At 71.3% G+C, this 22,176-nt stretch carries 23 protein-coding genes; 12 read left to right on the top strand and 11 right to left on the bottom strand.

Annotation, left to right across the window (positions count from 1 at the left end; genetic code table 11):
- Positions 1–801, bottom strand: coding sequence for a 2-cyclohexenylcarbonyl CoA isomerase (gene chcB / locus KI385_RS29340; RefSeq protein WP_238575142.1), 801 nt, complete (start codon positions 799–801; stop codon positions 1–3).
- A gap of 323 nt (positions 802–1,124) precedes the next feature.
- On the opposite strand from chcB, the gene KI385_RS29345 reads away from it, so the two are divergent.
- A complete protein-coding gene (locus KI385_RS29345) occupies positions 1,125–1,292 on the top strand; it encodes a DUF3117 domain-containing protein (RefSeq protein WP_006603288.1) in 168 nt (55 codons plus the stop codon).
- Between the two features lie 179 nt (positions 1,293–1,471).
- Here KI385_RS29345 and KI385_RS29350 read toward each other — a convergent pair whose 3' ends face one another.
- Entirely contained in the window at positions 1,472–2,068 is a 597-nt protein-coding gene (locus KI385_RS29350) for an O-methyltransferase (protein ID WP_425357102.1), read from the bottom strand.
- A 374-nt stretch (positions 2,069–2,442) separates the two neighbouring features.
- Between KI385_RS29350 and sigE the strand changes: the two genes are divergently transcribed.
- The 5 genes from sigE to KI385_RS29375 all read left to right on the top strand — a co-directional run bounded on the left by sigE (position 2,443) and on the right by KI385_RS29375 (position 7,929).
- Complete coding sequence (sigE, locus tag KI385_RS29355) at positions 2,443–3,135, top strand: RNA polymerase sigma factor SigE (protein ID WP_425329479.1); 693 nt, start codon at positions 2,443–2,445, stop codon at positions 3,133–3,135.
- Entirely contained in the window at positions 3,132–4,064 is a 933-nt protein-coding gene (locus KI385_RS29360) for a zf-HC2 domain-containing protein (protein ID WP_238575144.1), read from the top strand. Before sigE ends, KI385_RS29360 begins: the two co-directional genes overlap by 4 nt.
- A gap of 122 nt (positions 4,065–4,186) precedes the next feature.
- Positions 4,187–6,565, top strand: coding sequence for a trypsin-like peptidase domain-containing protein (locus tag KI385_RS29365; RefSeq protein WP_238575145.1), 2,379 nt, complete (start codon positions 4,187–4,189; stop codon positions 6,563–6,565).
- A 116-nt stretch (positions 6,566–6,681) separates the two neighbouring features.
- Complete coding sequence (locus tag KI385_RS29370; protein ID WP_238575146.1) at positions 6,682–7,164, top strand: sec-independent translocase; 483 nt, start codon at positions 6,682–6,684, stop codon at positions 7,162–7,164.
- A 120-nt stretch (positions 7,165–7,284) separates the two neighbouring features.
- Complete coding sequence (locus KI385_RS29375) at positions 7,285–7,929, top strand: hypothetical protein (protein WP_238575147.1); 645 nt, start codon at positions 7,285–7,287, stop codon at positions 7,927–7,929.
- 102 nt (positions 7,930–8,031) lie between these two features.
- Here the strand turns inward: KI385_RS29375 and KI385_RS29380 are convergent, their stop codons facing one another.
- From KI385_RS29380 to KI385_RS29390, 3 genes are read right to left on the bottom strand one after another with little or no spacing between them, the layout of a single operon-like run.
- Complete coding sequence (locus KI385_RS29380; RefSeq protein ID WP_238575148.1) at positions 8,032–9,192, bottom strand: Mrp/NBP35 family ATP-binding protein; 1,161 nt, start codon at positions 9,190–9,192, stop codon at positions 8,032–8,034.
- Positions 9,193–9,234: 42 nt separating this feature from the next.
- Positions 9,235–9,816 carry a DUF1003 domain-containing protein gene (locus KI385_RS29385; RefSeq protein ID WP_238575149.1) on the bottom strand — a complete coding sequence of 194 codons (582 nt, stop codon included), beginning with the start codon at positions 9,814–9,816 and terminating at the stop codon, positions 9,235–9,237.
- Positions 9,806–11,113, bottom strand: coding sequence for a magnesium transporter MgtE N-terminal domain-containing protein (locus tag KI385_RS29390; protein WP_238575150.1), 1,308 nt, complete (start codon positions 11,111–11,113; stop codon positions 9,806–9,808). Before KI385_RS29390 ends, KI385_RS29385 begins: the two co-directional genes overlap by 11 nt.
- A 196-nt stretch (positions 11,114–11,309) precedes the next feature.
- Here KI385_RS29390 and KI385_RS29395 point away from each other — a divergent pair, with 196 nt between their 5' ends.
- Positions 11,310–12,095: a hypothetical protein gene (locus KI385_RS29395; RefSeq protein WP_425356971.1), complete on the top strand. Its 786-nt coding sequence runs from the start codon at positions 11,310–11,312 to the stop codon at positions 12,093–12,095.
- 22 nt (positions 12,096–12,117) lie between these two features.
- Here KI385_RS29395 and KI385_RS29400 read toward each other — a convergent pair whose 3' ends face one another.
- Entirely contained in the window at positions 12,118–12,657 is a 540-nt protein-coding gene (locus KI385_RS29400) for a hypothetical protein (protein WP_238575151.1), read from the bottom strand.
- 155 nt (positions 12,658–12,812) lie between these two features.
- Positions 12,813–13,940, bottom strand: coding sequence for a magnesium and cobalt transport protein CorA (locus KI385_RS29405; RefSeq protein WP_238575152.1), 1,128 nt, complete (start codon positions 13,938–13,940; stop codon positions 12,813–12,815).
- Between the two features lie 526 nt (positions 13,941–14,466).
- On the opposite strand from KI385_RS29405, the gene KI385_RS29410 reads away from it, so the two are divergent.
- A complete protein-coding gene (locus KI385_RS29410) occupies positions 14,467–15,051 on the top strand; it encodes a suppressor of fused domain protein (protein ID WP_128511593.1) in 585 nt (194 codons plus the stop codon).
- Between the two features lie 94 nt (positions 15,052–15,145).
- Here the strand turns inward: KI385_RS29410 and KI385_RS29415 are convergent, their stop codons facing one another.
- Positions 15,146–16,429 carry an MFS transporter gene (locus KI385_RS29415; protein WP_238575153.1) on the bottom strand — a complete coding sequence of 428 codons (1,284 nt, stop codon included), beginning with the start codon at positions 16,427–16,429 and terminating at the stop codon, positions 15,146–15,148.
- Positions 16,430–16,733: 304 nt separating this feature from the next.
- Here KI385_RS29415 and KI385_RS29420 point away from each other — a divergent pair, with 304 nt between their 5' ends.
- The 3 genes from KI385_RS29420 (at position 16,734) to KI385_RS29430 (ending at position 19,219) form a co-directional block, all read left to right on the top strand.
- Complete coding sequence (locus tag KI385_RS29420; RefSeq protein WP_238575154.1) at positions 16,734–17,372, top strand: DUF6758 family protein; 639 nt, start codon at positions 16,734–16,736, stop codon at positions 17,370–17,372.
- A gap of 167 nt (positions 17,373–17,539) precedes the next feature.
- Complete coding sequence (locus tag KI385_RS29425) at positions 17,540–18,394, top strand: PHP domain-containing protein (protein ID WP_238575155.1); 855 nt, start codon at positions 17,540–17,542, stop codon at positions 18,392–18,394.
- A gap of 219 nt (positions 18,395–18,613) precedes the next feature.
- Entirely contained in the window at positions 18,614–19,219 is a 606-nt protein-coding gene (locus KI385_RS29430) for a MarC family protein (RefSeq protein ID WP_238575156.1), read from the top strand.
- Positions 19,220–19,343: 124 nt separating this feature from the next.
- Here KI385_RS29430 and KI385_RS29435 read toward each other — a convergent pair whose 3' ends face one another.
- Complete coding sequence (locus KI385_RS29435) at positions 19,344–19,496, bottom strand: hypothetical protein (RefSeq protein WP_181923650.1); 153 nt, start codon at positions 19,494–19,496, stop codon at positions 19,344–19,346.
- A gap of 203 nt (positions 19,497–19,699) precedes the next feature.
- On the opposite strand from KI385_RS29435, the gene KI385_RS29440 reads away from it, so the two are divergent.
- Complete coding sequence (locus KI385_RS29440) at positions 19,700–20,626, top strand: NYN domain-containing protein (protein WP_128506735.1); 927 nt, start codon at positions 19,700–19,702, stop codon at positions 20,624–20,626.
- A 43-nt stretch (positions 20,627–20,669) separates the two neighbouring features.
- Here KI385_RS29440 and KI385_RS29445 read toward each other — a convergent pair whose 3' ends face one another.
- Both KI385_RS29445 and KI385_RS29450 read right to left on the bottom strand, forming a co-directional pair.
- Positions 20,670–21,152 (bottom strand): SRPBCC family protein, encoded by a 483-nt coding sequence (locus tag KI385_RS29445; RefSeq protein ID WP_238575157.1) that lies wholly within the window; start codon positions 21,150–21,152, stop codon positions 20,670–20,672.
- A 130-nt stretch (positions 21,153–21,282) separates the two neighbouring features.
- Positions 21,283–22,149 carry an alpha/beta fold hydrolase gene (locus KI385_RS29450; RefSeq protein ID WP_238575158.1) on the bottom strand — a complete coding sequence of 289 codons (867 nt, stop codon included), beginning with the start codon at positions 22,147–22,149 and terminating at the stop codon, positions 21,283–21,285.
- Between the last annotated feature and the right edge of the window lie 27 nt (positions 22,150–22,176).

A 22,176-nucleotide genomic window follows, 5' to 3' on the forward strand; every position in this document is an offset into this window, starting at 1 on the left:
TCAGTGCCCCAGGAAGGTCGGCTTCTCCTTCTTCACGAACGCCTCGACCGCGATCCGGTGGTCCTCCGACGCCCCGGCCCGGATCTGCAGTTCGTCCTCCTTGCCGAGGGTCTCGGCGAGCGAGTGCCCCGCGCCGTAGGCCAGCGACTCCTTGAGCGCGGCGTAGGCGGCGGTCGGGCCCTGCGCCAGTCGGCGGGCGACGGCCGCGGCCTCGTCGGCCAGTTCGCCGGCCGGGACGACCTTGTTGGCGATGCCCAGCTCGTACGCCTCCTGAGCGCTGATATTGCGGGGGAAGAGCAGCAGATCCGCGGCCCGGCCGTGGCCGATCAGCCGGGGCAGCGTCCAGGACATTCCGGAGTCGGCGGTCAGCGCCACGCCCGCGAAAGAGGTGTTGAAGGACGCGGTGTCGGCGACCACGCGGTAGTCGGCGGCCAGCGCGAAGCCCGCGCCGGCGCCCGCGGCGACCCCGTTGACCCCCGCGACCACCGGCTTGGGCATCTCGGTCAGCGCCGTCACGATGGGGTTGTAGTGCTCACGCACGGTGTTCATGGTGCTGCCGGATCCGTTGGCCCGGTCCTCGGCCAGCAGGCCGATGTGCTCCTTGAGGTCCTGCCCGACGCAGAAGGCGCGCCCGGTGGCGGTCAGCAGAACGGCGCGTACCGCGGAGTCGGCGGCGGCTTCCTGCAAGGTGTCCCGCAGCAGGACCTTCGCCTCGGTGTTCATCGCGTTCATCGCGTCCGGGCGGTTGAGAGTGATCGTCGCGAGTCCGTCGGTCACGTCATAGAGCACGGTGTCGGCCATAGTGGGAGTCCCCTCCGTCGCGGCTCGGACTGCTCGGCAGCGGCAGTCAGCGCTCAGGATGCCGGAGATCATCGGCCGTCGGCATGTGACGTACATCAAACAATGCTGGCGCTTCGGAGGTCCGCGAGGGGAGAAGTATTGCAGCCCGCTCCCCGAATTGGGTGGGTTTGAGAGAGCGCGTTGCCGAAGGGATGCTGCCCGATGTTGGTCATCGGGTCGTTCGATGCGGGATAATGGCCTGGAAGCAATGTGTTCGATGCCGGTGACACGTGCCTATTCGGGCCGTCGGCTGAGGTGAGCTGGTTTCAGGAAGGGGAACGAGCATGGCGGCCATGAAGCCGCGGACGGGCGACGGCCCGCTCGAGGTGACAAAGGAGGGGCGGGGCATCGTCATGCGCGTTCCGCTCGAAGGCGGCGGGCGGCTCGTCGTCGAGCTGACCCCCGACGAAGCCAAGGCCCTGGGTGAGGCCCTGGACAAGGTCACCGTCTGACAAAGACGGAGAAACCGGCGGATTCCCGGGGCTGACCCCGGTACCCCCCAGTCGAATTACCCCGGCCCCGGCAGGCGGCGCGCACTCAAGGTGTGCCGCGTGCCGGGGCCGTTTCGTTCCCCGGATTCGTCTCCCGGATTCGTCGTGAGGAGTTCGGGTTCGCCCGATGCGGGGGCGGGTCAGCCGCGCTTGACCGCGCAGAGCAGCCCGTCGCCGACCGGCAGCAGGGACGGCACCAGCGTCGTGCTCTCCCGTACGGCCCGCAGCAGCTCCCGCAGTCGCAGCACCTCCGCGGGCTGCACCGCCGAGTCGACCGTACGGCCGTCGGCGAAGACGCCCTCGAAGCACACCAGGCCGCCGGGCCGCAGCAGACGCAACGATTCGGCGAGGTACTCCAGGCACTCCATCAGGTCGCCGTCGCAGAAGACGAGGTCGTATCCGCCGTCCGCGAGGCGGGGCAGTACGTCCAGGGCCCGGCCGGGAATGAAGCGGGCGCGGTTGCCCGCGAAGCCCGCCGCGCGGAACGCCTGCTTGGCGAACGTCTGCCGCTGGGGCTCCACATCCACGGTGGTCAGGACTCCGTCGGGCCGCATGCCGTGCAGGAGGTAGATGCCCGACACGCCGGTGCCGGTGCCGATCTCGGCGACCGCCTTGGCGTCCGCGGTGGCGGCGAGCATGCGCAGGGCCGCGCCGGTGCCGGTCGTCACCGTACGGATGCCGGCCTCCCGGGCGCAGTCACGGGACCAGCGCAGGGCGGCCTCGGCGCTGTCGTCGATGGCCCCGGCGCCGTACGCCTCGGCGAATGCCAAGCTCGTCTGCCGGTTGCCGGTAATGGCCCTCTCCTGTCCCCGTAGTTGACGCAACCGTGACTGTATCCGCTGTGTGCGGGAACCCGCAGATGGGACTGGGCGTTAAGGAGGGCGAGGGGGAAGGCGGGGGGGACGCACCGGTGAAGACCGCGCGAGACACGATGCAAGGCCAGAAGCAGGACCAAATGCAGGTCAAAACTGCTTATCCGGAGCTAACGGGCGAGGTGGATATGGTAGTGGCTCTACTGGACACCACCAGAGCCACCAGGGGAGGTGCGGCTGCGGCGGGTGACCGAGGAGTGCTGAGGCGCTTGAAGAGGTCGTTCGCCGAGCCGAAATCCGTGACAAACAATGCTGACCGCCCCCAGAGCCTGAACGGCCTGGGAGGTAACCCCATCCGCCCCACCGCCTCCGCAACTACCGCGACCTTCGCCGCAGACGCGGATGCGCAGGCGTGGACTCCACCCAGCTGGGAGGAGATCGTCAGCACTCACAGCGCACGGGTCTACCGCCTCGCCTACCGCCTCACCGGCAATCAGCACGACGCCGAGGACCTCACCCAGGAGGTGTTCGTCCGCGTCTTCCGCTCGCTGTCGACGTACACCCCCGGAACCTTCGAGGGCTGGCTGCACCGCATCACGACCAACCTGTTCCTGGACATGGTCCGGCGCCGGCAGCGTATCCGCTTCGACGCGCTCGGTGACGACGCCGCCGAGCGGCTCCCCAGTCGCGAGCCCTCGCCGCAGCAGCACTTCAACGACACCCACTTCGACGCCGATGTGCAGCAGGCGCTGGACACCCTCGCGCCGGAATTCCGCGCCGCCGTCGTCCTGTGCGACATCGAAGGTTTGTCGTACGAGGAGATCGCCGCGACGCTCGGCGTCAAGCTCGGTACGGTCCGCAGCCGGATCCACCGTGGCCGCTCCCATCTGCGCAAGGCGCTCAAGCACCGCGCCCCGGCCACCCGTGCCGAAGAGCGTGAGCAGCGGCGGTCGCTGGCCGTGGTGCCCACGGGGGAGGTAGGGATCGCGTGAGCCTCAGTGGCGGTCCGTCCCCCGCCGAGCAGCATCTCGGCGACCGCCTCGCGGCCCTGGTCGACGGCGAGTTGGGGCATGACGCGCGTGAGCGGGTGCTCGCGCACCTCGCGACATGCGGAAAGTGCAAGGCAGAGGCCGACGCCCAGCGTCGGCTGAAAAGTGTTTTCGCCGAAACGGCGCCCCCCGGCCCCTCCGCGGGCCTGCTGGCGCGCCTGCAGCAGCTGCCCGGCGGCGACCCCGACGGCCCTGGCAGCCGGCTCGGCAACGGCGGCTTCGGGCGCGGTGACTACACGAGGGGCGGCGGCTCGTTCCACTATGTCCCCTCCGACAACCACCCCGGCCTCACGATGGCGGCGGTGCCCACACAGTCCCGCTCACGCGGCTTCCGCGTCCATGAGGCCGAGCGGCCCGTGCAGCGGCGCCGGTTCGCCTTCGCGGCGGCCGGTGCGGTCTCGCTCGCGGCCTTCGCGCTGGGCGGCGCCCTCCCGTTGGAGGCGGCGGTCGACGCCACCGGTGGACGCACCGAGGGCAGCGGCACGGCCGTCACCCCGCTCAGCGCCAGCCCCGCGGCCGACAGCGGCTCCCTGCTCCGCAGCGGGGAGTTCCTCTCGACCGGAAACTCCCCGTCGTCGTCCGTCGGTCCGACCATGGCCCCGGCTCCCAGCGCCATGGCCCTGTACGGCCCCGGCGCGCCTTCCGTGCAGCCCTCCTCGGCGCCGGGCGGCCGGTTCGGCCTGTCGCCGTTGATAGCCGCGACCGGTCCGGCATCGGCGTATCACCTCGCGCCACTGGCCGCCGCGACCGGCAACACCCCCGTGCGGAAGAACCCACCCCCGCTGCCACCGCTCGAACCGATGCGCCCGCTGATCGGCTCCGCGGCCGCGGCCGGCTCGTCCGCCCATGGCTCAACCCCCGCCCAGCGCTGACCGTCCCCTGCGCAGCCCCGCGCGGAACTGGTTGAATCCCTGTGGGGCGGCGCACCCCTGACCGGGTGCGTACCGCGAGGTGGTGGTGGCCCGCATGAGCGTGGGCGAAATCTGGGGAGAGCATGGACGACGGTAAGGCCGCCGGGTCGAAGCTGAAGTGGTGGAGCCGCCCGGGACGTACCCCGGGCACGGAACCGTCCGCCGAGGCCGGTCCGCAGGCGATGCCGCCCGCCGACAGCGCGCCGGGCGCGGCACGGACCGAGGTGTCCGGCATGTCCGGCACCTCCGATGTGCAGCAGGCGGGGGACTGGATCGTGCGTCCGCCGGAGCGGGGGGACGGCTCAGGTGTGGGTGTCGGTGCGGGTGAGGCCGGCGCGGCGGGTGCGCCCGTCACACCAGTCACATCTGGCATATCCGGAACATTCGGCATGTCTGGCGCATCTGATCGGCAGGAGGCGGAGGACTGGACCGTCCGCCCGCCGGAGCAGCGCAATGGCTCGGAGGTCCGTACGGCACCGGAGGCGTCCGGGACCGCAGCGACGGCCGGGGCGGCCGAACGGGCCGGTGCGGCCGAGGAGTCGGCCGCGGTGCAGGGTGAGCGAGCAGGGGGCGGGGCGGACCGGGCGGCTGCCGCGACCGTGACGCTCGGTCAGGTGCCCAGTGGCGCGCGGGACGAGGCGAAGGCCGACCCGCGGAGCGAGGCTCCCGGCGGAGCGGCCCCAACGGCCCCGGACGCGGCCACAGCCGCGGCTTCCGGCCCCGCCCCGGCCTCGCCCATGGCGTCGGTATCGGCCGAGACCCCGAGCGCCACGCCGCAGCGCCAGCAGCCGCTGCATCCCGAGGACCCCTACGGCACACCTCCGTACGGCGGTCCCGGACCGTGGGCGCCCGCGCCGCCCGTACAGCGGCCGGTGGCGACCCCCGCACACGGCACCGTGCTGCCGCCGGCCGCCGGGCCGATGCCCCCGTACGGTGCCCCGGCCCCGGCCGCACCCGGCGCCCCCGCTTCGCAGGACACCGCCCCCCAGACCACCGGCTCGCCGGCCCCGACCCCTCAAGCAGCAGACCCGCAGGCTCACACCCCGCAGTCCGGCCCCCCGCAGCCGGCCGCCGCGTCCGGACCGGTCGCGGCACCACACCCGGCGCATGAGGGCACGGACGGTGCGGGCGGCGCGTTCGTCCCGCACCCCGGCGACGGCGGCCCCCGCCCGGCAGGCGCGGCCACCCCGTATCCCGCGCAGCAACAGCAACAGCAACAGCCGCAACTGCAGCCCCAGCCGCATCCCCAGGCCCCGCCCCACACCCCCCGCGGCGCCTGGCAGCAGTACGACCCCTGGAGCGCGCCTCTGCAGGGCGGCCCGGTGGTTCCGCCGCCGCCCGGTGTGCGGCGCAGCCGGCGCGGGATGCTGGTCGCCGGTGCGGTGGCGCTCGCGCTGCTCGCGGGCGGTGTCGGCGGCGGTATCGGTGCGTATGTCGAGCGCTACGGCGGGATCAACGACATCAAGCTGCCGCAGGCCGCCGGCGACGAGGGCGGCCGTAAGCCCGACAGCGTCGCCGGTATCGCGCAGACCGCGCTGCCCGGAGTGGTCACCCTCCACGTACGGGGCAATGCCGAACAAGGCACCGGCACCGGCTTCGTCCTCGACCGGCAGGGGCACATCCTCACCAACAACCACGTCGTCGAACCGGCCGGCACCGGTGGCGAGATATCGGTGACGTTCAGCGGTGGCCAGACGGCCAAGGCCAAGGTCGTCGGCCAGGACGGCGGCTATGACCTCGCCGTCGTCCAGGTGGAGGGTGTCAGCGGACTGCGGCCGCTGACCCTCGGCAACTCCGACTCGGTGCAGGTCGGCGACCCGGTCGTGGCGATCGGCGCACCGTACGACCTCGCCAACACCGTCACCTCCGGGATCATCAGCGCCAAGCAGCGCCCGATCACCGCGGGCGGCGAGAAGGGCGACGGCAGCGACATCTCGTACGTGGACGCGCTGCAGACCGACGCGCCCATCAACCCGGGCAACTCCGGCGGCCCGCTGGTGGACGCCAAGGCCCGGGTGATCGGCATCAACAGCGCCATCCGCGCCGCCGACAGCGGCAGCGGACTGGACGGCGGCGGCCAGGGCGGCAGCATAGGGCTGGGCTTCGCCATACCGATCAATCAGGCCAAGCGGGTGGCCGAGGAGCTGATCAACACCGGCCGGGCGACCCACCCGGTGATCGGCGTCACCTTGGAGATGGAGTACGCCGGGGACGGCGCACGGGTCAGCGAGCGCAGCAAGGACGGCAAGCCGCCGGTCACCCCGGGTGGCCCCGGCGCCAAGGCCGGGATCAAGGCCGGCGATGTGATCACCAAGGTGGACGGCGCCCCGGTGCACAGCGGCGAGGAGCTGATCGTCAAGATCCGCAGCCACCGGCCGGGCGACACGCTGATGCTGACCCTCCAAAGGGGCGGCAAGGATCAGTCCGTACGGCTCAGACTGGGATCCTCCAGCACGGGCTGATCGTTTGCACGGTGTTGGTGCGGGTGACTCCCACCCGACGTACGGGGCCAGGTACCGTGATAGTCGGCCTGGCCCATAGGCCTACGAAGGCCGCGGATAACCCAAGGAGCTGCAAGGTGTTCTTCGACATAGGACCCCTCGAGCTGGTCGCGCTCGTGATCCTTGCCGTGCTCATCTTCGGCCCGGACAAGCTCCCCAAGGTCATCCAGGACGTCATGACCTTCGTCCGGAAGGTGCGGGCGTTCTCGGACAGCGCCAAGGAAGACATCCGCAGCGAGCTCGGCCCGGACTTCAAGGACTTCGAGTTCGAGGACCTCAAGCCCAAGAACTTCGTGCGCAAACACGTCCTGGAGAAGGACGAGTACGGCCTCAAGGACCTTCAGGAGATCCGTAACGGCTTCGACCTGAAGAAGGAGATGGCCGAGGTCACCGACGCCGTCAACGGCCGCGACAGCGCCTCTTCCGCCACGCCCTCGAACGGCTCAGGCCCGAGCCTGACCAAGGAGCCCCCGGCCGGCTCCGGCCGCCTGGACATGGTCAAGCGGACCGGAGACCCGGTGCCGGACGAGCGTCCGCCGTTCGACGCCGACGCCACCTGACACACTCCGGTATGCCCGGGCTGTGTTGACCCCTATGGCTATGCTCCGGGTGTCCGGGGTTCGGTCGCCTGAGGGGGGCGGGCCGCCCACGACGCAGGGCAACAAGGAGGCTCCGCGCAGATGGAGACGACGAGTCGGGCAGCGGAAGAAGAGTCGTCCGCACCGGTCGGCGGAAAGGTCGACGGCTATCTGTTGGCCGAGTTCCCGTGGTACGGCCTCGATGAGGCGTTCACCGGTCCACGCTGGCTGATGCAGGTCGGCGCGGCCTCGGACGGCACCGTCGAACACGGCGCCACCGGGCACGGCGAGGAGCCCACCATCAAGGTGGAATCGCCGCAGGACGAGCGGTTCGCGGTCGTGGTGACGGTCCCCAGCCGCCCCGTACGGCGCAGCGCCGACGGCACCGGCGTACTGGAGGCCACCTCGGTCTCGACGGCCGCCTGGCTCGCCGGGTCCGGGCTGCTCGCCCGTACCTGGCCGACCACGATGGACCGGACGCTGCGCCAGGACTGGCTGGACCAGCAGACGATGCTCGCCTGGGAACTGGCCGACGATCTCGGCGGCGGGGGCTGGAGCGAGCTCATACTGCCGGTGGACGGTGCGCCGACCTCGTTCGCGTACCGCGAGTCCGAGTACGGCTGGGTGCTGGCGGGCTCGGCGAGCGAGGGCCCCGACGGCGTGCACATCGGCGCCTACGGGCGCGGGATGAGCGCGTACGGGCTGGGCTTCTCGGTGATCAAGGACCTGGCGGCGTACCAGGGCTGACCGGCCGCATGCCGGACAGCCGGTCGCACGACGAACAGGGGCGGACCCGTGCGGGTCCGCCCCTGTGGCATCGTCCGGAGCCGTCGACGGCTCCTGGGGACGTCAGAACTTGTTGCGCGGGGTGATCCCCAGCGACATGCCCGACAGACCGCGCTGCCGGCCGCCCAGCTTGCCCGCGATCGAGCGGATCGCCGAGCCGGCGGGCGAGTCCGGGTCGGTCAGCACGACCGGCTTGCCCTCGTCGCCGCCCTCACGCAGACGGACGTCGATCGGGATGGCACCGAGCACCGGCACCTGCGTGCCGGTCGTCTTGGTCAGGCCCTCGGCGACCCGCTCGCCGCCGCCGGTGCCGAAGACATCGACCATCTCGTCGCAGTGCGGGCAGGGCAGCCCGGACATGTTCTCGACCACGCCGACGATCTTCTGGTGGGTCTGGACGGCGATCGAACCGGCCCGCTCGGCGACCTCGGCGGCGGCCTGCTGCGGGGTGGTGACCACCAGGATCTCGGCGTTCGGCACCAGCTGCGCCACCGAGATCGCGATGTCGCCGGTGCCCGGGGGCAGGTCCAGCAGCAGGACGTCCAGGTCGCCCCAGTACACATCGGCGAGGAACTGCTGGAGCGCGCGGTGCAGCATCGGGCCGCGCCAGACGACGGGCGCGTTGCCCGGGGTGAACATGCCGATCGAGATGACCTTCACGCCGTTCGCCGACGGCGGCATGATCATGTTCTCGACCTGGGTGGGCCGGCCGTCGACACCGAGCATGCGCGGCACGGAGTGGCCGTAGATGTCGGCGTCCACGACTCCGACCTTCAGACCGTCGGCCGCCATCGCCGCGGCGAGGTTGACCGTCACCGACGACTTGCCGACGCCGCCCTTGCCGGACGCCACGGCGTAGACCCGGGTCAGCGAGCCGGGCTGGGCGAACGGCACCTCGCGCTCGGCGGTGCCGCCGCGCAGCGACGTCGCCAGCTCCTTGCGCTGCGCGTCGCTCATCACTTCCAGCTCGACGGTGACGCCGGTGACGCCGGCGACCTTCGCGACGGCATCGCGCACACTGTTGGTGATCGTCTCGCGCATCGGGCAGCCGGAGACGGTGAGGTAGACCACGACCGCCACCGCGCCGTCCGCCGCGATGTCCACCGATTTGACCATCCCCAGATCGGTGATGGGGCGGTGGATCTCGGGGTCGTTCACCGTCGCGAGCGCGGCGCGGATCGCGTCCTCGCTGGGTGCGGCGCCTTGGGGGGTCTCGGTAGCCATGACCCGATGGTACGGCGCATGAGGCGGCCTCCGGAAAGGGCGTCAGCGGTCGCGTTCATCACTCTCCGCTTCGACCATCTGCCGTAGCTCCAGATCCCGCAGCATGTCCTCGAGCTCGGAGCGGATCCAGTCGCGGGTGGCGACCTCACCCAGTCCGAGCCGCAGAGCGGCGATCTCCCGGGTCAGATACTCGGTGTCGGCGATGGACCGCTCGTTCTGCTTACGGTCCTGCTCGTGGGTGACCCGGTCGCGGTCGTCCTGGCGGTTCTGCGCCAGCAGGATCAGCGGCGCCGCGTACGACGCCTGGAGCGACAGCGCCAGCGTCAGAAAGATGAACGGGTACTCGTCGAACCTCAGGCCCTTGGGCGCGGCGAAATTCCAGCTGATCCACGCGATGACGATGACCGTCATCCAGACGATGAAGCGGCCGGTGCCCAGGAAGCGGGCGATCTTCTCCGACAGCCGCCCGAACTCCTCCGGGTCGTACTCCGGCAGGAAGGTACGACGCGGTGTGCGCGGCTGGTCCAGGCGCACCCGCGGCCGCTCGGGTGTGCCCCGCCGTAGCGCGGAGGCGCCGTTCAGCCGCGACCGCTCCCGGCCGCTCTCCCGCTCCTCAGCGCCCATTCGCGGCCTTCCCGAGGGGCTCGGTGTCGGTCAGGCCGGCCGCCTCCGGGCCGTGCAGCTCGGCCTCCCGCCAGTCCTCCGGCAGCAGATGGTCCAGCACATCGTCGACGGTGACCGCGCCCAGCAGGGCCCCGCTCTCGTCCACGACCGGTGCGGCCACCATGTTGTACGCGGCCAGATAGCTGGTCACCTCGGACAGCGGGGTGTCCGGCGGCAGCGGCGGCAGATCGGTGTCGGCGATCGAGCTGACCAGGGCGAACGGCGGGTCGCGCAGCAGTCGCTGGAAGTGCACCAGGCCCAGGTACTTGCCGGTGGGGGTCTCGTCCGGCGGCCGGCAGACATAGACCTGGGCGGCCAGCGCGGGCGAGAGATCCGGGTCGCGGACCCGGGCCAGCGCATATGCGACCGTCGCGTCCGGGCGCAGCACGATCGGCTCGGTGGTCATCAGACCGCCCGCGGTGCGCTCCTCGTACGACATCAGCCGCCGCACATCGGCGGCCTCCTCCGGCCGCATCAGGGTCAGCAGCCGCTCCGTCGCCTCCTCGGGCAGGTCGGAGAGCAGGTCGGCGGCGTCGTCCGGGTCCATCGCCTCCAGGATGTCGGCGGCCCGCTCGTCCTTCAGCTTGCCGAGGATCTCGACCTGGTCGTCCCCGGGCAGCTCCTCCATGACGTCGGCGAGCCGGTCGTCGTCGAGCGCCGCGGCGACCTCGGCGCGCCGCTTGGGGGAGAGATGGTGCAGTACACCGGCGAGATCGGCCGGACGCAGCTGTTCGAGGGTGGCCAGCAGACTCTCCGCGCCCTGCCCGTGCTCCTCCCGTGAGAAGCCGGTCACCGCCGACCACTCCACGGTCAGCGTCTCGCCCTTGCGGCGCAGCGCACCGCCCTTGCCCTTGCGTACGAAGACCTTCTCGATCTCCCAGTCGCGGCGGGCCGGCAACTGGGTGATGCCGATGTCGAGGACGGCGACCTCCTCGCCGGTCTCCACCAGCAGCACCCGCCGGTCGAGCAGTTCGCCGAACACCAGCGTCTCGGTCGCCCGCTGCTCGAAGCGCCGCATATTGATCACGCCGGTGGTGATGATCTGGCCGGACTCCATACCGGTCACCCGCGTCATGGGCAGAAAGATCCGGCGCCTGCTGATCACCTCGACGACGAGACCGAGCAGCCGCGGCGGGCGGGCGCCGACCCGGAGCAGCGCGACGAGATCCCGCAGCCGGCCGACCTGATCGCCGTTGGGGTCGAAGACGGCGATGCCGGCGAGATGGGAGACGAAGACCCGGGGAGTCACCACTGCCATGCAGAGCGCCTCCCTTTCTCCCGATCCGTCAGAAATAAGGCATCAATTCGGGTTCAGGCTAACGCGCCCGGGTCCGCGCCGCCCGGGTGAGAGAGGCCGTAGGGTGACCGCCACGCACCCCGCCGACGACCGTGCGCGGCCCAGGTACGCTGCCGTACTGCTGTCGAGGTCACCCGCATCAGGAGGCAGAGCCGACGTGAGCGCAATCCCCCCGGGGACGAGCCCCCGACCCCTGGCCGGAACCCGTCGTACGGGACGGGCCGCGCTCGTGGGGGCGGCCTGCGTGGCACTGGCCGCGGCGCTCGCGGGCTGCGGCGCGAAGGAGGACCCGGACGCCGGCACCAACGGTGTGGGAAAGCTGCCCGCCGCCAAGATCGAATCCAAGGCGCGGGCCGCGGCAGAGCACGCCGATACGGTGCACCTCTCCGGCAATGTCGTCAGCCAGGGCCGTACCTACAAGCTCGACATGAGCCTGGCGGAGGACGGCGCCAAGGGCGAGCTGACCACGAAGGCGGCCGCCTTCCAGCTGCTGCGGGTCGGCAATGCGCTCTATCTGAAGGCGGACGCGGCCTTCTGGGCCGGCGAGAAGAGCGGCTCGTCCGGTACGCCCGATCAGGCGGCGGCGCAGAAGCTCGGCGGCAAATACGTCAAGGTGCCCGCCGCCGACCCGGTCTACAAGCGCTTCAGCGGCTTCACCGACAAGGACACGCTGCTGGCCGGCCTGCTCGGGCTGCACGGCAAGCTGACAACCGGTGACCGCAGCGACATCGACGGCGTCCGCACCATCCGGATCAGCGCCGGCGCGGGCTCCGGCGGCACGCTGGACGTCTCGCTGGAGGGCACGCCCTACCCGCTGCGGCTGCAGCGCGCCGGTGGTGCGGGGGTGGTGCGGTTCGACGCCTGGGACAAGAGCGTGGACCTCAAGGCCCCGGCGAAGGACCAGGTCGTCGACTACGGCACGCGGATCTCCGGCGGGCGCTGAGGCCGGTCACCGGGCGCCGGGGTCAGCCCTTACGGCCCCGGCGCAGCAGCTTCGGCAGTGCGGCCGGGGCGGGCCGCCGGGTGGTCGCGGACGTCGCCAGCGGCGGCGCGGCATGTGACTCCTCCGGCATACGGCCGGGACGCTGCGGTGCCTCGCCGGTCGGCTCCAGCCGTAGCACCCGGCACTCGCGGGCCCAGCGCTCGGTGAGGGTGTCCGCGTCCGGCGCGTTGAGCCGCTTGCCCTTGAGCTCGTCGACCACGGTCTGCCACGCCTCGCTCTCCGGCGCCGGCTCGACGATCCTGGCCTCCCAGGCGATCAGCCGGCCGCCCTTGTCCTTGCTGCGTACGGTGACCGTCGCCGAACCGCCGTCGGTCAGCCCGAGGCCGGCCAGCGGCTGCTCGCCGGGTCCGTCCCCGACGAGGCAGGCGGCCCCGTCGTGCCACACATGCCACAGCGCACGGGTCGGCCCCGCCGGCCCCCGCACCCAGATGAGGCCGGACTTCTTCGTGGCCTCTTCGATGAGCGCCCGATCCTGCAGGGCCTGCGACACGATCTCCGTCATACGACTCAGCCTAATGGCCCCGGCCGCCCCCGCCCGGAGCCGCCCGGGCGCTGAGACGCCCGGGCCGCTTGGCCGGGGCGATCTCCCGCCATGCGGCTCGCCCGACGATGCCGCGCACACTCGCGCTGTCTCCCCGACGCCGGAGGCCCCTGGCCTCAGAGCCAGCCGTTGCGCTTGAACCCGCGGTGGATGCCACAGCAGATGGCGACCGTCACCAGCATCATGGCCGGGTAGCCGAACTTCCAGTGCAGCTCCGGCATGTAGTCGAAGTTCATGCCGTAGATCCCGGCGATCATCGTGGGCACGGCGAAGATCGCCGCCCATGCCGTGATCTTGCGCATGTCCTCGTTCTGCGCGACGGCGGCCTGCGCGAGATTGGCCTGGAGGATGGAGTTGAGCAGATCGTCGAAGGACAGCACCTGCTCGTTGACCCGGGCCAAGTGGTCGGCGACATCCCGGAAGTACTTCTGGATGTCGGAGTCGACCAGCCGCATCGGACGCTCGCTCAGCAGCTGCATCGGCCGCAGCAGCGGCGACACCGCGCGCTTGAACTCCAGTACCTCACGCTTGAGTTGGTAGATCCGCCCGGCGTCGCCGCCCTTGGGGGAGCCCTTGCCGCCGGTGCCCTTGCCGTTGGTGCCCGAGCTGAAGACGTCGATCTCCACCTCGTCGATGTCGTCCTGGACCGCACCGGCCACCGCCATATAGCCGTCGACGACCTGGTCGGCGATGGCGTGCAGCACCGCGGACGGGCCCTTGGCCAGCAGCTCCGGGTCGTCCTGCAGCCGGTGCCGCAGCGCGCGCAGCGAGCCCTGGCCGCCGTGCCGCACCGTCACGATGAAGTCCCGTCCGGTGAAGCACATCACCTCACCGGTCTCCACGACCTCGCTGGTCGCGGTCAGCTCGGCGTGCTCGACGTAGTGGACCGTCTTGAAGACGGTGAACAGGGTGTCGTCGTAGCGCTCCAGCTTGGGCCGCTGGTGGGCGTGCACGGCGTCCTCGACGGCGAGCGGGTGCAGCCCGAACTCCTGGGCGATACCGGCGAATTCGGCCTCGGTCGGCTCGTGCAGCCCGATCCAGGCGAAGCCGCCGTCGGCCCGGACGCCGGCCATCGCCTCGGCCGGGGTGACGTGCTCACTCACGCGGCGGCCCTCGCGGTACACACCGCAGTCGACGATGGCGCTGTTCGCACAGGCCGGGGCGGACTTCTCGTAGCGGTACAGGGGTTCGTCGCGGCGCCGGGAGGGACGGACGGCGGCGCGCAGGTCGCGGATCATCGACATGGCAGGCTCCTTCACGGGCCGGCCGTCAGCTGCTGGCGCGGGGCGCAACGCTGCCCGGAACGTGGACGTACGAGGCGTCATCGGCCGTACGTCCGCAAAGCGGGCGGCGCTCCGTGCGGGGATACTGACGGCAGTTCGCAGAAAACACGGAACAAAGAGACGAAGGCGCTCTTCCGTCATCTACATCCGGCGCAAAGGTGCTTCCTTGGTTTCGCCGCTCAACGGCGGGGTACGGAAGCTCTCGGATCAGGAGATTCGCTGCGCGAGGGGGATGACAGGAGAACTATCGGTACTGCACGGTCGACTCGGATCCACCGCAGCCCCACCTCCTCCGGCCGGTCCCCGTTGGGGGACGACGTCATTCCCTGACCAGACGGCAAGGCTATCAGCCGCCTGAAGCGTTATAGCGCCGCTTTGCCTGTTCGATACCAATGACGGACGCAGCGATGGGGTCCCCCGGACGGAGTCCAGGGCATGGTCATCGAGGGGCGACGGTCGGGCGAGGGGCCGGCCGTATGCTCGCGGCATGTCTGACGTTCTTGAGCTGGTAGAAGCCCGGTTGCGTACGAGCCTGGGCGAGCCGGACGCGCGCGCCGCCGTCACCTTCCTCGGGACCGACCGTATCGAGGTGCTCCGCTTCGCGGACAACGGGGTCCTCCGCTACGCCACGCTGGGGATGTCCGCGCAGCCCATGGCCGACCCCACTTCCGTGGTGGCCGACCCCTTGCGCGGTCCGCGCGCCGAACTCGTGCTGTCCGTACGGGGCGGCCGCGCCGACACCGACAAGGTGCTCCGCCCGCTCGCCGTGCTCGCCGCATCCCCGCAGGTCGAAGGGGTGATCGTGGCGCCGGGTGCCTCGCTGGACGTGGGTGAACCGCTGTGGCCGGGCGCCGCCTTCACCTCGGTCCTGGTCGCCGAGTCCGGCGGGCTCATCGAGGACCTGGAGCTGGACGAGCCGATGGAGCCGGTCCGCTTTCTGCCGCTGCTGCCGATGACGCCCAACGAGGCCGCCTGGAAGCGGGTGCACGGCGCCGAGGCCCTCCAGGAGCGCTGGCTGCAGCACGGTACGGACCTGCGCGACCCGCTGCGCACGGGCGTACCGCTCGACTGACCGGCGGGCGTTCCCGATATCCGCGCGCCCGCCCGCCCTCCGGACAAGAGGGCGGACGGGGCGTCAGATGCCGTACACGGGAAGGCGGCCGGCCTCAATTGGCGAAGACCGCGACCCCGTCCTCCGTGGCGTGCCGCGGCTTCAGCTCCTCGGCCTCGGTCGTCAGCACCCGGCGCCGCACGGCGACGATGGCGGCGCCGATCACCGCCGCGACGGCCGCGACGATGAACGGGACATGGATGTCGGTCCACTCCTCGATCTTGGGTGCGAGGAACGGTGCGGCCGCCGCGGCGAACCATCGCACGAAGTTGTAACCGGCGCTCGCCACCGGGCGCGGCGCGTCCGAGACACCCAGCGCCAGCTCCGTGAAGACGGTGTTGTTCAGGCCGATGAAGGCGCCGGACAGGACCGTGCAGACGACGGCGGTGGTGTGGTTGCCGTAGCCCAGCACGACCAGGTCGACGGCGAGCAGCACCAGCGAGCCGCCCAGCACCTTCAGCGAGCCGAAGCGGTGCTGCAGTCGGGGCGCCACGATCACCGAGAACACCGCGAGCAGCACACCCCAGGCGAAGAAGACGCCACCCGACTTGTACGGCGACATGTTCAGCACGAACGGGGTGAAGGCCAGCACCGTGAAGAACGCGTAGTTGTAGAAGAAGGCGGAGACGGCGGCGGAGGCCAGCCCGCCGTGGCCGAGCGCCTTGACCGGGTCGAGGAGTGAGGTCTTGTACGCCGGCTTCGGCTGCTCCTTGAGGAAGGCCGTGATGGCGAGGAAGCCGATGGCCATCAACACCGCGGTGCCGAAGAACGGGTAGCGCCACTTCATGTCGCCGAGGATCGCGCCGAGCAGCGGCCCGCAGGCCATACCGAGCCCGAGCGCCGACTCGTACAACAGGATCGCGACCCCGCTCCCTCCGGCCGCCGCCCCCACGATGACCGCCAACGAGGTGGAGACGAACAGGGCGTTGCCCAGCCCCCAGCCGGCCCGGAAGCCGACCAGTTCGCCGACCGACCCCGACATGCCGGAGAGCGCCGCGAAGACCACCACCAGGGCGAGGCCGGCGAGCAGGGTCTTGCGGCCGCCGATACGGCTGGAGACGAAGCCGGTGACCAGCATCGCGAAGGCGGTGATCAGGAAGTAGGAGGTGAACAGGAGCGAGACCTGGCTGTTGGAGGCGTGCAGGCCCTGGGCGATCGAGGGGAGGATCGGATCGACGAGGCCGATGCCCATGAAGGCCACGACCGAGGCGCCCGCCGTGGCCCATACGGCCTTCGGCTGGCGCAGGAGGGAGGTGGCGCCGGCCCCGCCCGCCCCGCCCTCCTCGAAGGGATCGCCTTCGGTGCCGCCGCCGTGGCCGCCGCTCTTCGTGCCGCTCATGCTGCGGTTCCCCTTTCCGTTGCCGGTTGCGTATCCGTGATCCGCGGAGGCGTCCGGCCGTCCGGCCGTCCGGCCGTCCGGCCGTCCGGCCGTCCGGCCGTCCGGCCGTCCGGCCGTCCCGAGATCGTTGACGTTTACACACAATAAGTTAGCCGACCTAAAGAATGCAAGCTGCAACTACTTTCCTGGTGGGGGGGTGTGCCGAAGAATGCGGCCAAATGCGCGGCGCGGTAGGTGATTCGGGGCACACCGGTCGGGTGATCGTCCTTGACGCGGCGGCGGGGCTGGAGGACCGTTGGTCCTTATGAGGGGCGAACCCAGTTGCCCGAAGTGCGGAGGCCGGGTACGGGCGCCCGGTCTCTTCTCCGACACCTGGCAGTGCGCCCTGCACGGCACCGTGCACCCACTGCAGCCGGTCGTCCCGCCGAGCGTCGAGGCGCTCGGCGTCGTCGTGCACCGCGCCCAGGTACCCGTATGGATGCCCTGGCCGCTGCCGGTCGGCTGGCTGTTCACCGGCGTGGCCTGCGCCGGCGACGACCGCAGTGGCGGCCGCGCGACCGCGGTGGCCTGCTCGGGCCCCGGACCGCTCGGCGGCCCCGGCGAACTCCTGCTGATCGCCGAGGAGCTGGGCGTCGGACTCGGCGCGCGCTACGCCGGTATCGACGGCCCCGACCCCGGCTCCCGTATGTGCGTGGAGAAACCGCCGCACGGCAAGGTGCTCGCCGCCGGCCGCCCGACCGCGCTCTGGCATGTCGACGGCGCACCGACGGACCGGGCGGTCTTCGCCGGTGAGGCGCGCGGGCTGTGGCTGTGGGCGATCGCCTGGCCCGAGCAGTCGGGGCTGATGATGTACGACGAGCTGGTGCTGACCGATCTGCGCGAGGCCGGCGCCGAGGTGGACCTGCTGCCGTGCGGGGCGCTCTCGCCGCGGATCCTGGGCTGACCGGCCCTCGGCTCCCGCCGGGCCGGGCCGTCGCGTCCCCGGGAACGGCACGGGCGCCGTCCGGCGGCCCGGTATCCTTCTGAGGTCCCCTTACGGTGTACCTGTGCCCGGTGTGCGTCCCGGGCCGTGTCCCCGTATCCGTCCCGCAGCAGTCTGGAGTCCGCGTCGTGCGTATCGATCTGCACACCCACTCCACGGCGTCCGACGGTACGGACACCCCCGCCGAGCTGGTGCGAGGCGCCGCGGCCGCGGGTCTGGATGTCGTCGCGCTGACCGACCACGACACCGTCGGCGGGCACGCCGAGGCGCGCGCCGCGCTGCCCGAGGGGTTGACGCTGGTCACCGGCGCCGAACTCTCCTGCCGGATCGACGGGGTGAGCCTCCATATGCTCGCCTACCTCTTCGACCCCGAGGAGCCGGAACTCGCCCGTGAGCGGGAGCTGGTGCGCGACGACCGCGTGCCGCGGGCCCAGGGCATGGTCGCCAAGCTGCGTGAGCTGGGTGTGCCCATCACCTGGGAGCAGGTCGCCCGGATCGCCGGGGACGGCGCCGTGGGACGGCCGCACATCGCCACCGCCCTGGTCGACCTGGGCGTGGTCGCCTCGGTCTCCGACGCCTTCACCTCGCAGTGGCTCGCCAACGACGGCCGGGCGTACGTGGAGAAGCACGAGCTCGACCCGTTCGACGCGATCCGGCTGGTCAAGGCCGCGGGCGGGGTCACCGTCTTCGCGCATCCGCTGGCCGTCAAGCGCGGCAGCTGCGTACCGGAGAGCGCGATAGCCGAACTGGCCGCGGCCGGCCTCGACGGCATCGAGGTCGACCACATGGATCACGACGAGCCGACCCGCGCGCGACTGCGCGGTATGGCCGCCGACCTCGGCCTGCTGCCCACCGGCTCCAGTGACTACCACGGCAGCCGCAAGACCTGCCGGCTCGGCGACTACACCACCGACCCCGAGATCTACGGTGAGATCGTGCGCCGTGCGACCGGCGCCTTCCCCGTTCCCGGCACGGGCGGCTGAGCCCGCGGCTGCCGGCCGCCGCACCGCGCTCGCGGTGCGCGCCCTGATCCCCGGGATCTTTCCCGCATGCCTCTGGCGCCGCCTGAGCGGTGCGGTTTACCGTACGCACCTCCTTGGCGCCCGCCCCCTCCCGCCCCCTACGGGCTCGCGCCTGTCGCGCCGGCCCGTGCCCTGTTTGTCCGTCTCACCGCCCGTACCACCTCTCGCAAGGCCTTCACCGTGTTCGACGTCGCCGTCTTCAGTACCCTCTTTGTCACGCTTTTTGTCATCATGGACCCGCCGGGTATCACCCCGATCTTCCTGGCCCTGACCTCCGGCCGAGCGGCCAAGGTGCAGCGCCGGATGGCCTGGCAGGCGGCCGCCGTCGCCTTCTGTGTCATCGCCGTCTTCGGCCTCTTCGGCCGGCAGATCCTGGGACGGCTGCACATCTCGACGCCCGCGCTGATGATCGCGGGCGGACTGCTGCTCCTGCTGATCGCGCTGGATCTGCTGACCGGCAAGTCGGAGGAGCCGACACAGACCAAGGACGTCAATGTGGCGCTGGTGCCGCTGGGCATGCCGCTGCTGGCCGGGCCCGGTGCGATCGTGTCGGTGATCCTCGCGGTGCAGCATGCGCACGGGTTCGCCGCGCAGCTCTCGGTGTGGACGGCGATCGTGGCGATCCATGTGGTGCTGTATCTGGTGATGCGGTTCTCGCTGGTGATCATCCGGGTGATCAAGGACGGCGGGGTGGTCCTGGTGACGCGGCTGGCGGGCATGATGCTCTCCGCGCTCGCCGTGCAGCAGATCATCAACGGCGTACTGCAGGTGATTCAGAGCGCCTGACGCCCCGCCCGGACGCAGACGCGGCAGCGCCCCCGTACGACGTGTTCGTACGGGGGCGCTGCTGCGTCGTCCTGGCCGATCGGGATCGGCCGGCAGTCTGCTGAGTCGGGCGGTGGAGTAGGTGTCAGCGGGCGACGGTGTCGGCCGGGCGGATGTAGATGCGCTGGCCTATGGCTGCGGCCTGCTGCACGATCCGGTTGACGGAGGCGGCGTCCACGACGGTGCTGTCCACGGCGGTGCCGTCGACATCGTCCAGGCGCATGATCTCGAAGCGCATACGGCTTCTCCCTTCGTCTGATCCTCCTGCGGAGAACTGATTGGCACGGGTTGCCTGGCTTCGCTGCCAGGCGTTCCGAATACGTACAACGACCTGCCCAGTGCAATCATTCCCTACGCTAAAGAAAAATTTCGACCGCCTAAAGAGGCTGGTCCGGAGACCGGTTGTGCCCGCGGAGCGGCCGCCCGGACAATGGGTCCCGTATGAACGACGTCCAGCCCACGGGCCCCACCGACCTCGCCGCCCTGGCCGCCGGGATCGAGCGCACCAACGAGCTGCTCACCCGGGTGCTCGCCGAGGTCGCCACCACCCCGTCCACCCATGCGGCCTTCGTGGACGCGGGCTATGTCTACGCCGCGGCGGGACGGCTGGTCGCCGGCACGGAGGACCGCAAGGCCTTCGACCTGGACGCCGAAGGGATCATCGAGGCCTTCATCGACAAGGCCCGGATGATCTTCCCGGACAGCCGGCTGCTGCGGGTCTACTGGTACGACGGTGCCCGCCGCCGCATCCACACCCAGGAGCAGCAGCGGATCGCCGAGCTGCCCGATGTGAAGGTCAGGCTCGGCAACCTCAACGCCAACAACCAGCAAAAAGGCGTCGACTCCCTGATCCGTTCGGACCTGGAGTCGCTGGCCCGGCACCGCGCCATCAGCGATGCGGTGCTCATCGGCGGCGACGAGGACCTGGTCTCCGCGGTGGAGGCGGCCCAGGGCTATGGCGCCCGGGTCCACCTGTGGGGCATCGAGGCCTCCGGCGGCCGCAATCAGGCCGAGCCCCTGCTGTGGGAGGTCGACAGCGCGCGCACCTTCGACCTGGACTTCTGCAAGCCGTACGTCACCCGGCGGGCCGGCGTCGAGTACACCGACCAGCCGGCGGGCGAGGGGCCGGCGCCCAGCCGCGAGGACGTCCGCTTCGTCGGGGCGCAGGTCGCCGCCCAGTGGCTGTCGGAACGCGGCCGCGAGTGGGTGGCCGGACTGCTGCCCGGCCATCCGTATCTGCCCGGCACCGTCGACCAGGAACTGCTGACCGCCGCCGAGGCGCTGCTGCGGCACTCCCTGCGCAGCCATGCCGACCTGCGACGAGTCCTGCGGGACGGCTTCTGGGACCACGTCCAGGGGCAGTACTGAGGCCGTACCGCCGCAGCGCGCCGGGCCGGCGGACGAGGCCCGCTCAGGCCCTCGCGAGCAGCTCCGCGAGCCGGTCGAAGAAGCCCGCCCAGCCCGCCTCGGCCTGTCGGTACTGCTCGCTGGTGAGATTGCCGCCGAGCTGGCGGAAAGCCATCTCCGTACGGCTCCCGAGGTCGGTGAGGGTGACCCGGACGATCTCGCCCTCGGTACCGTCCGGCGCCAAGGCGTCCTTGAGGGTGAACTCCAGCAGCTCGGGCGCGGTGACCTCGCGGTAGACACCGGAGAACGGCAGCTCGCCGCCGTCCGGGGTGCGCATGACCAGGCTCCACACACCGCCCGGCCGGACGTCCATCGTCATCCGCTCGACCGGCACCGCCAGCTCCCCGCCGAACCAGTACGCGAAGTGCTCGGGCGTCGTCCATGCCTCGTAGACCAGCTCGCGGCGGGCGTCGAAGGCGCGGTTGAGCGCGATGCCGTGGGGGTCACCGCCGGCGTCGGCCGGAGGAGCCGCCGGATTCTCGGTCATGGTCGAGCCCTTCGTACGAGGCCGGTGGCGGCCGGGCGCCGCCTGCTGCCCGCCTCCCTCGATGCTCGCCGAACCGCCCGGCGCTGTCCTGGTGACACCGCCCGCTCGGCCCACATCCCCGGATCCCGGCTCAGCCCACCCCGCTCCAGAACCCGGTCAGCGCCTCGGCCGTCTTCTCCGGCCGCTCGGCGTTGGGGGAGTGCTCGGCACCCTCGATGACGGTGCGATGGGCGGACAGCCGCTGCGCCATCGCGTCCATCGACGGCACCGGCCAGGCGTAGTCGACGGCTCCGGAGAGGACATGCGTGGCCAGACCCGTACGGGCCAGCTCCGCCACCCGGTCGGGCTCTTCGAGCATCTGACGGCCGGTCGCGATCAGCTGCTCGGGGACGGTCTTCAGCCAACGACGGTGCAGGAACGCGCCGATCTCCGGCGGGGTCGCCGCGCCCGCGGCCTCCGGGGGATCCAGTTCGCGCATCGCCCGCCACACGCTCTCCATGTCGAGCGTGCCGAGCGCCTCGATCAACATCCGTACCCGGGTCTGCTGGGACGCCTCGATGGCCGCGGGCCCCGAACTGAGCACGGTGAGCGAGCGGAACGGGGCGGTGTCCAGCAGCACGGCGGCCCGGGTGATCAGCCCGCCCAGAGAGTGCCCCAGCAGATGCAGCGGACCGCTGTCGCGCTCCTGGACGGCTTGCGTCTGGGCCAGCACATCCAGAGCCAACTCCCTTTGTGCGTACGCCATTTCGTCGCGCGGCCCGGGGGATTCGTGCTGGCCTCGCCCGTCCACCGCGACGGCCCGGAACCCGGCCGCGGCGAGCGGCGCCAGCAAGGCGATGAAGTCCTCCTTGCTGCCGGTGAACCCCGGCACCAACAGGGCGGTCCCGATCGGCGCGCCATCGGGCCGGGCGTCGTGCACGGCGAAGGCACCGCGCGGGGTGTCGAGTCGGTACGCACGGGCGCACGGGGGCAGCGTGAGGGTGGGCGGCCTGCTCATGAGGTGAGGTTATCCGGGCCGGACGGC

The organism is Streptomyces inhibens, from assembly GCF_022221585.1.
Taxonomy (GTDB): Bacteria; Actinomycetota; Actinomycetes; order Streptomycetales; family Streptomycetaceae; genus Streptomyces; species Streptomyces inhibens.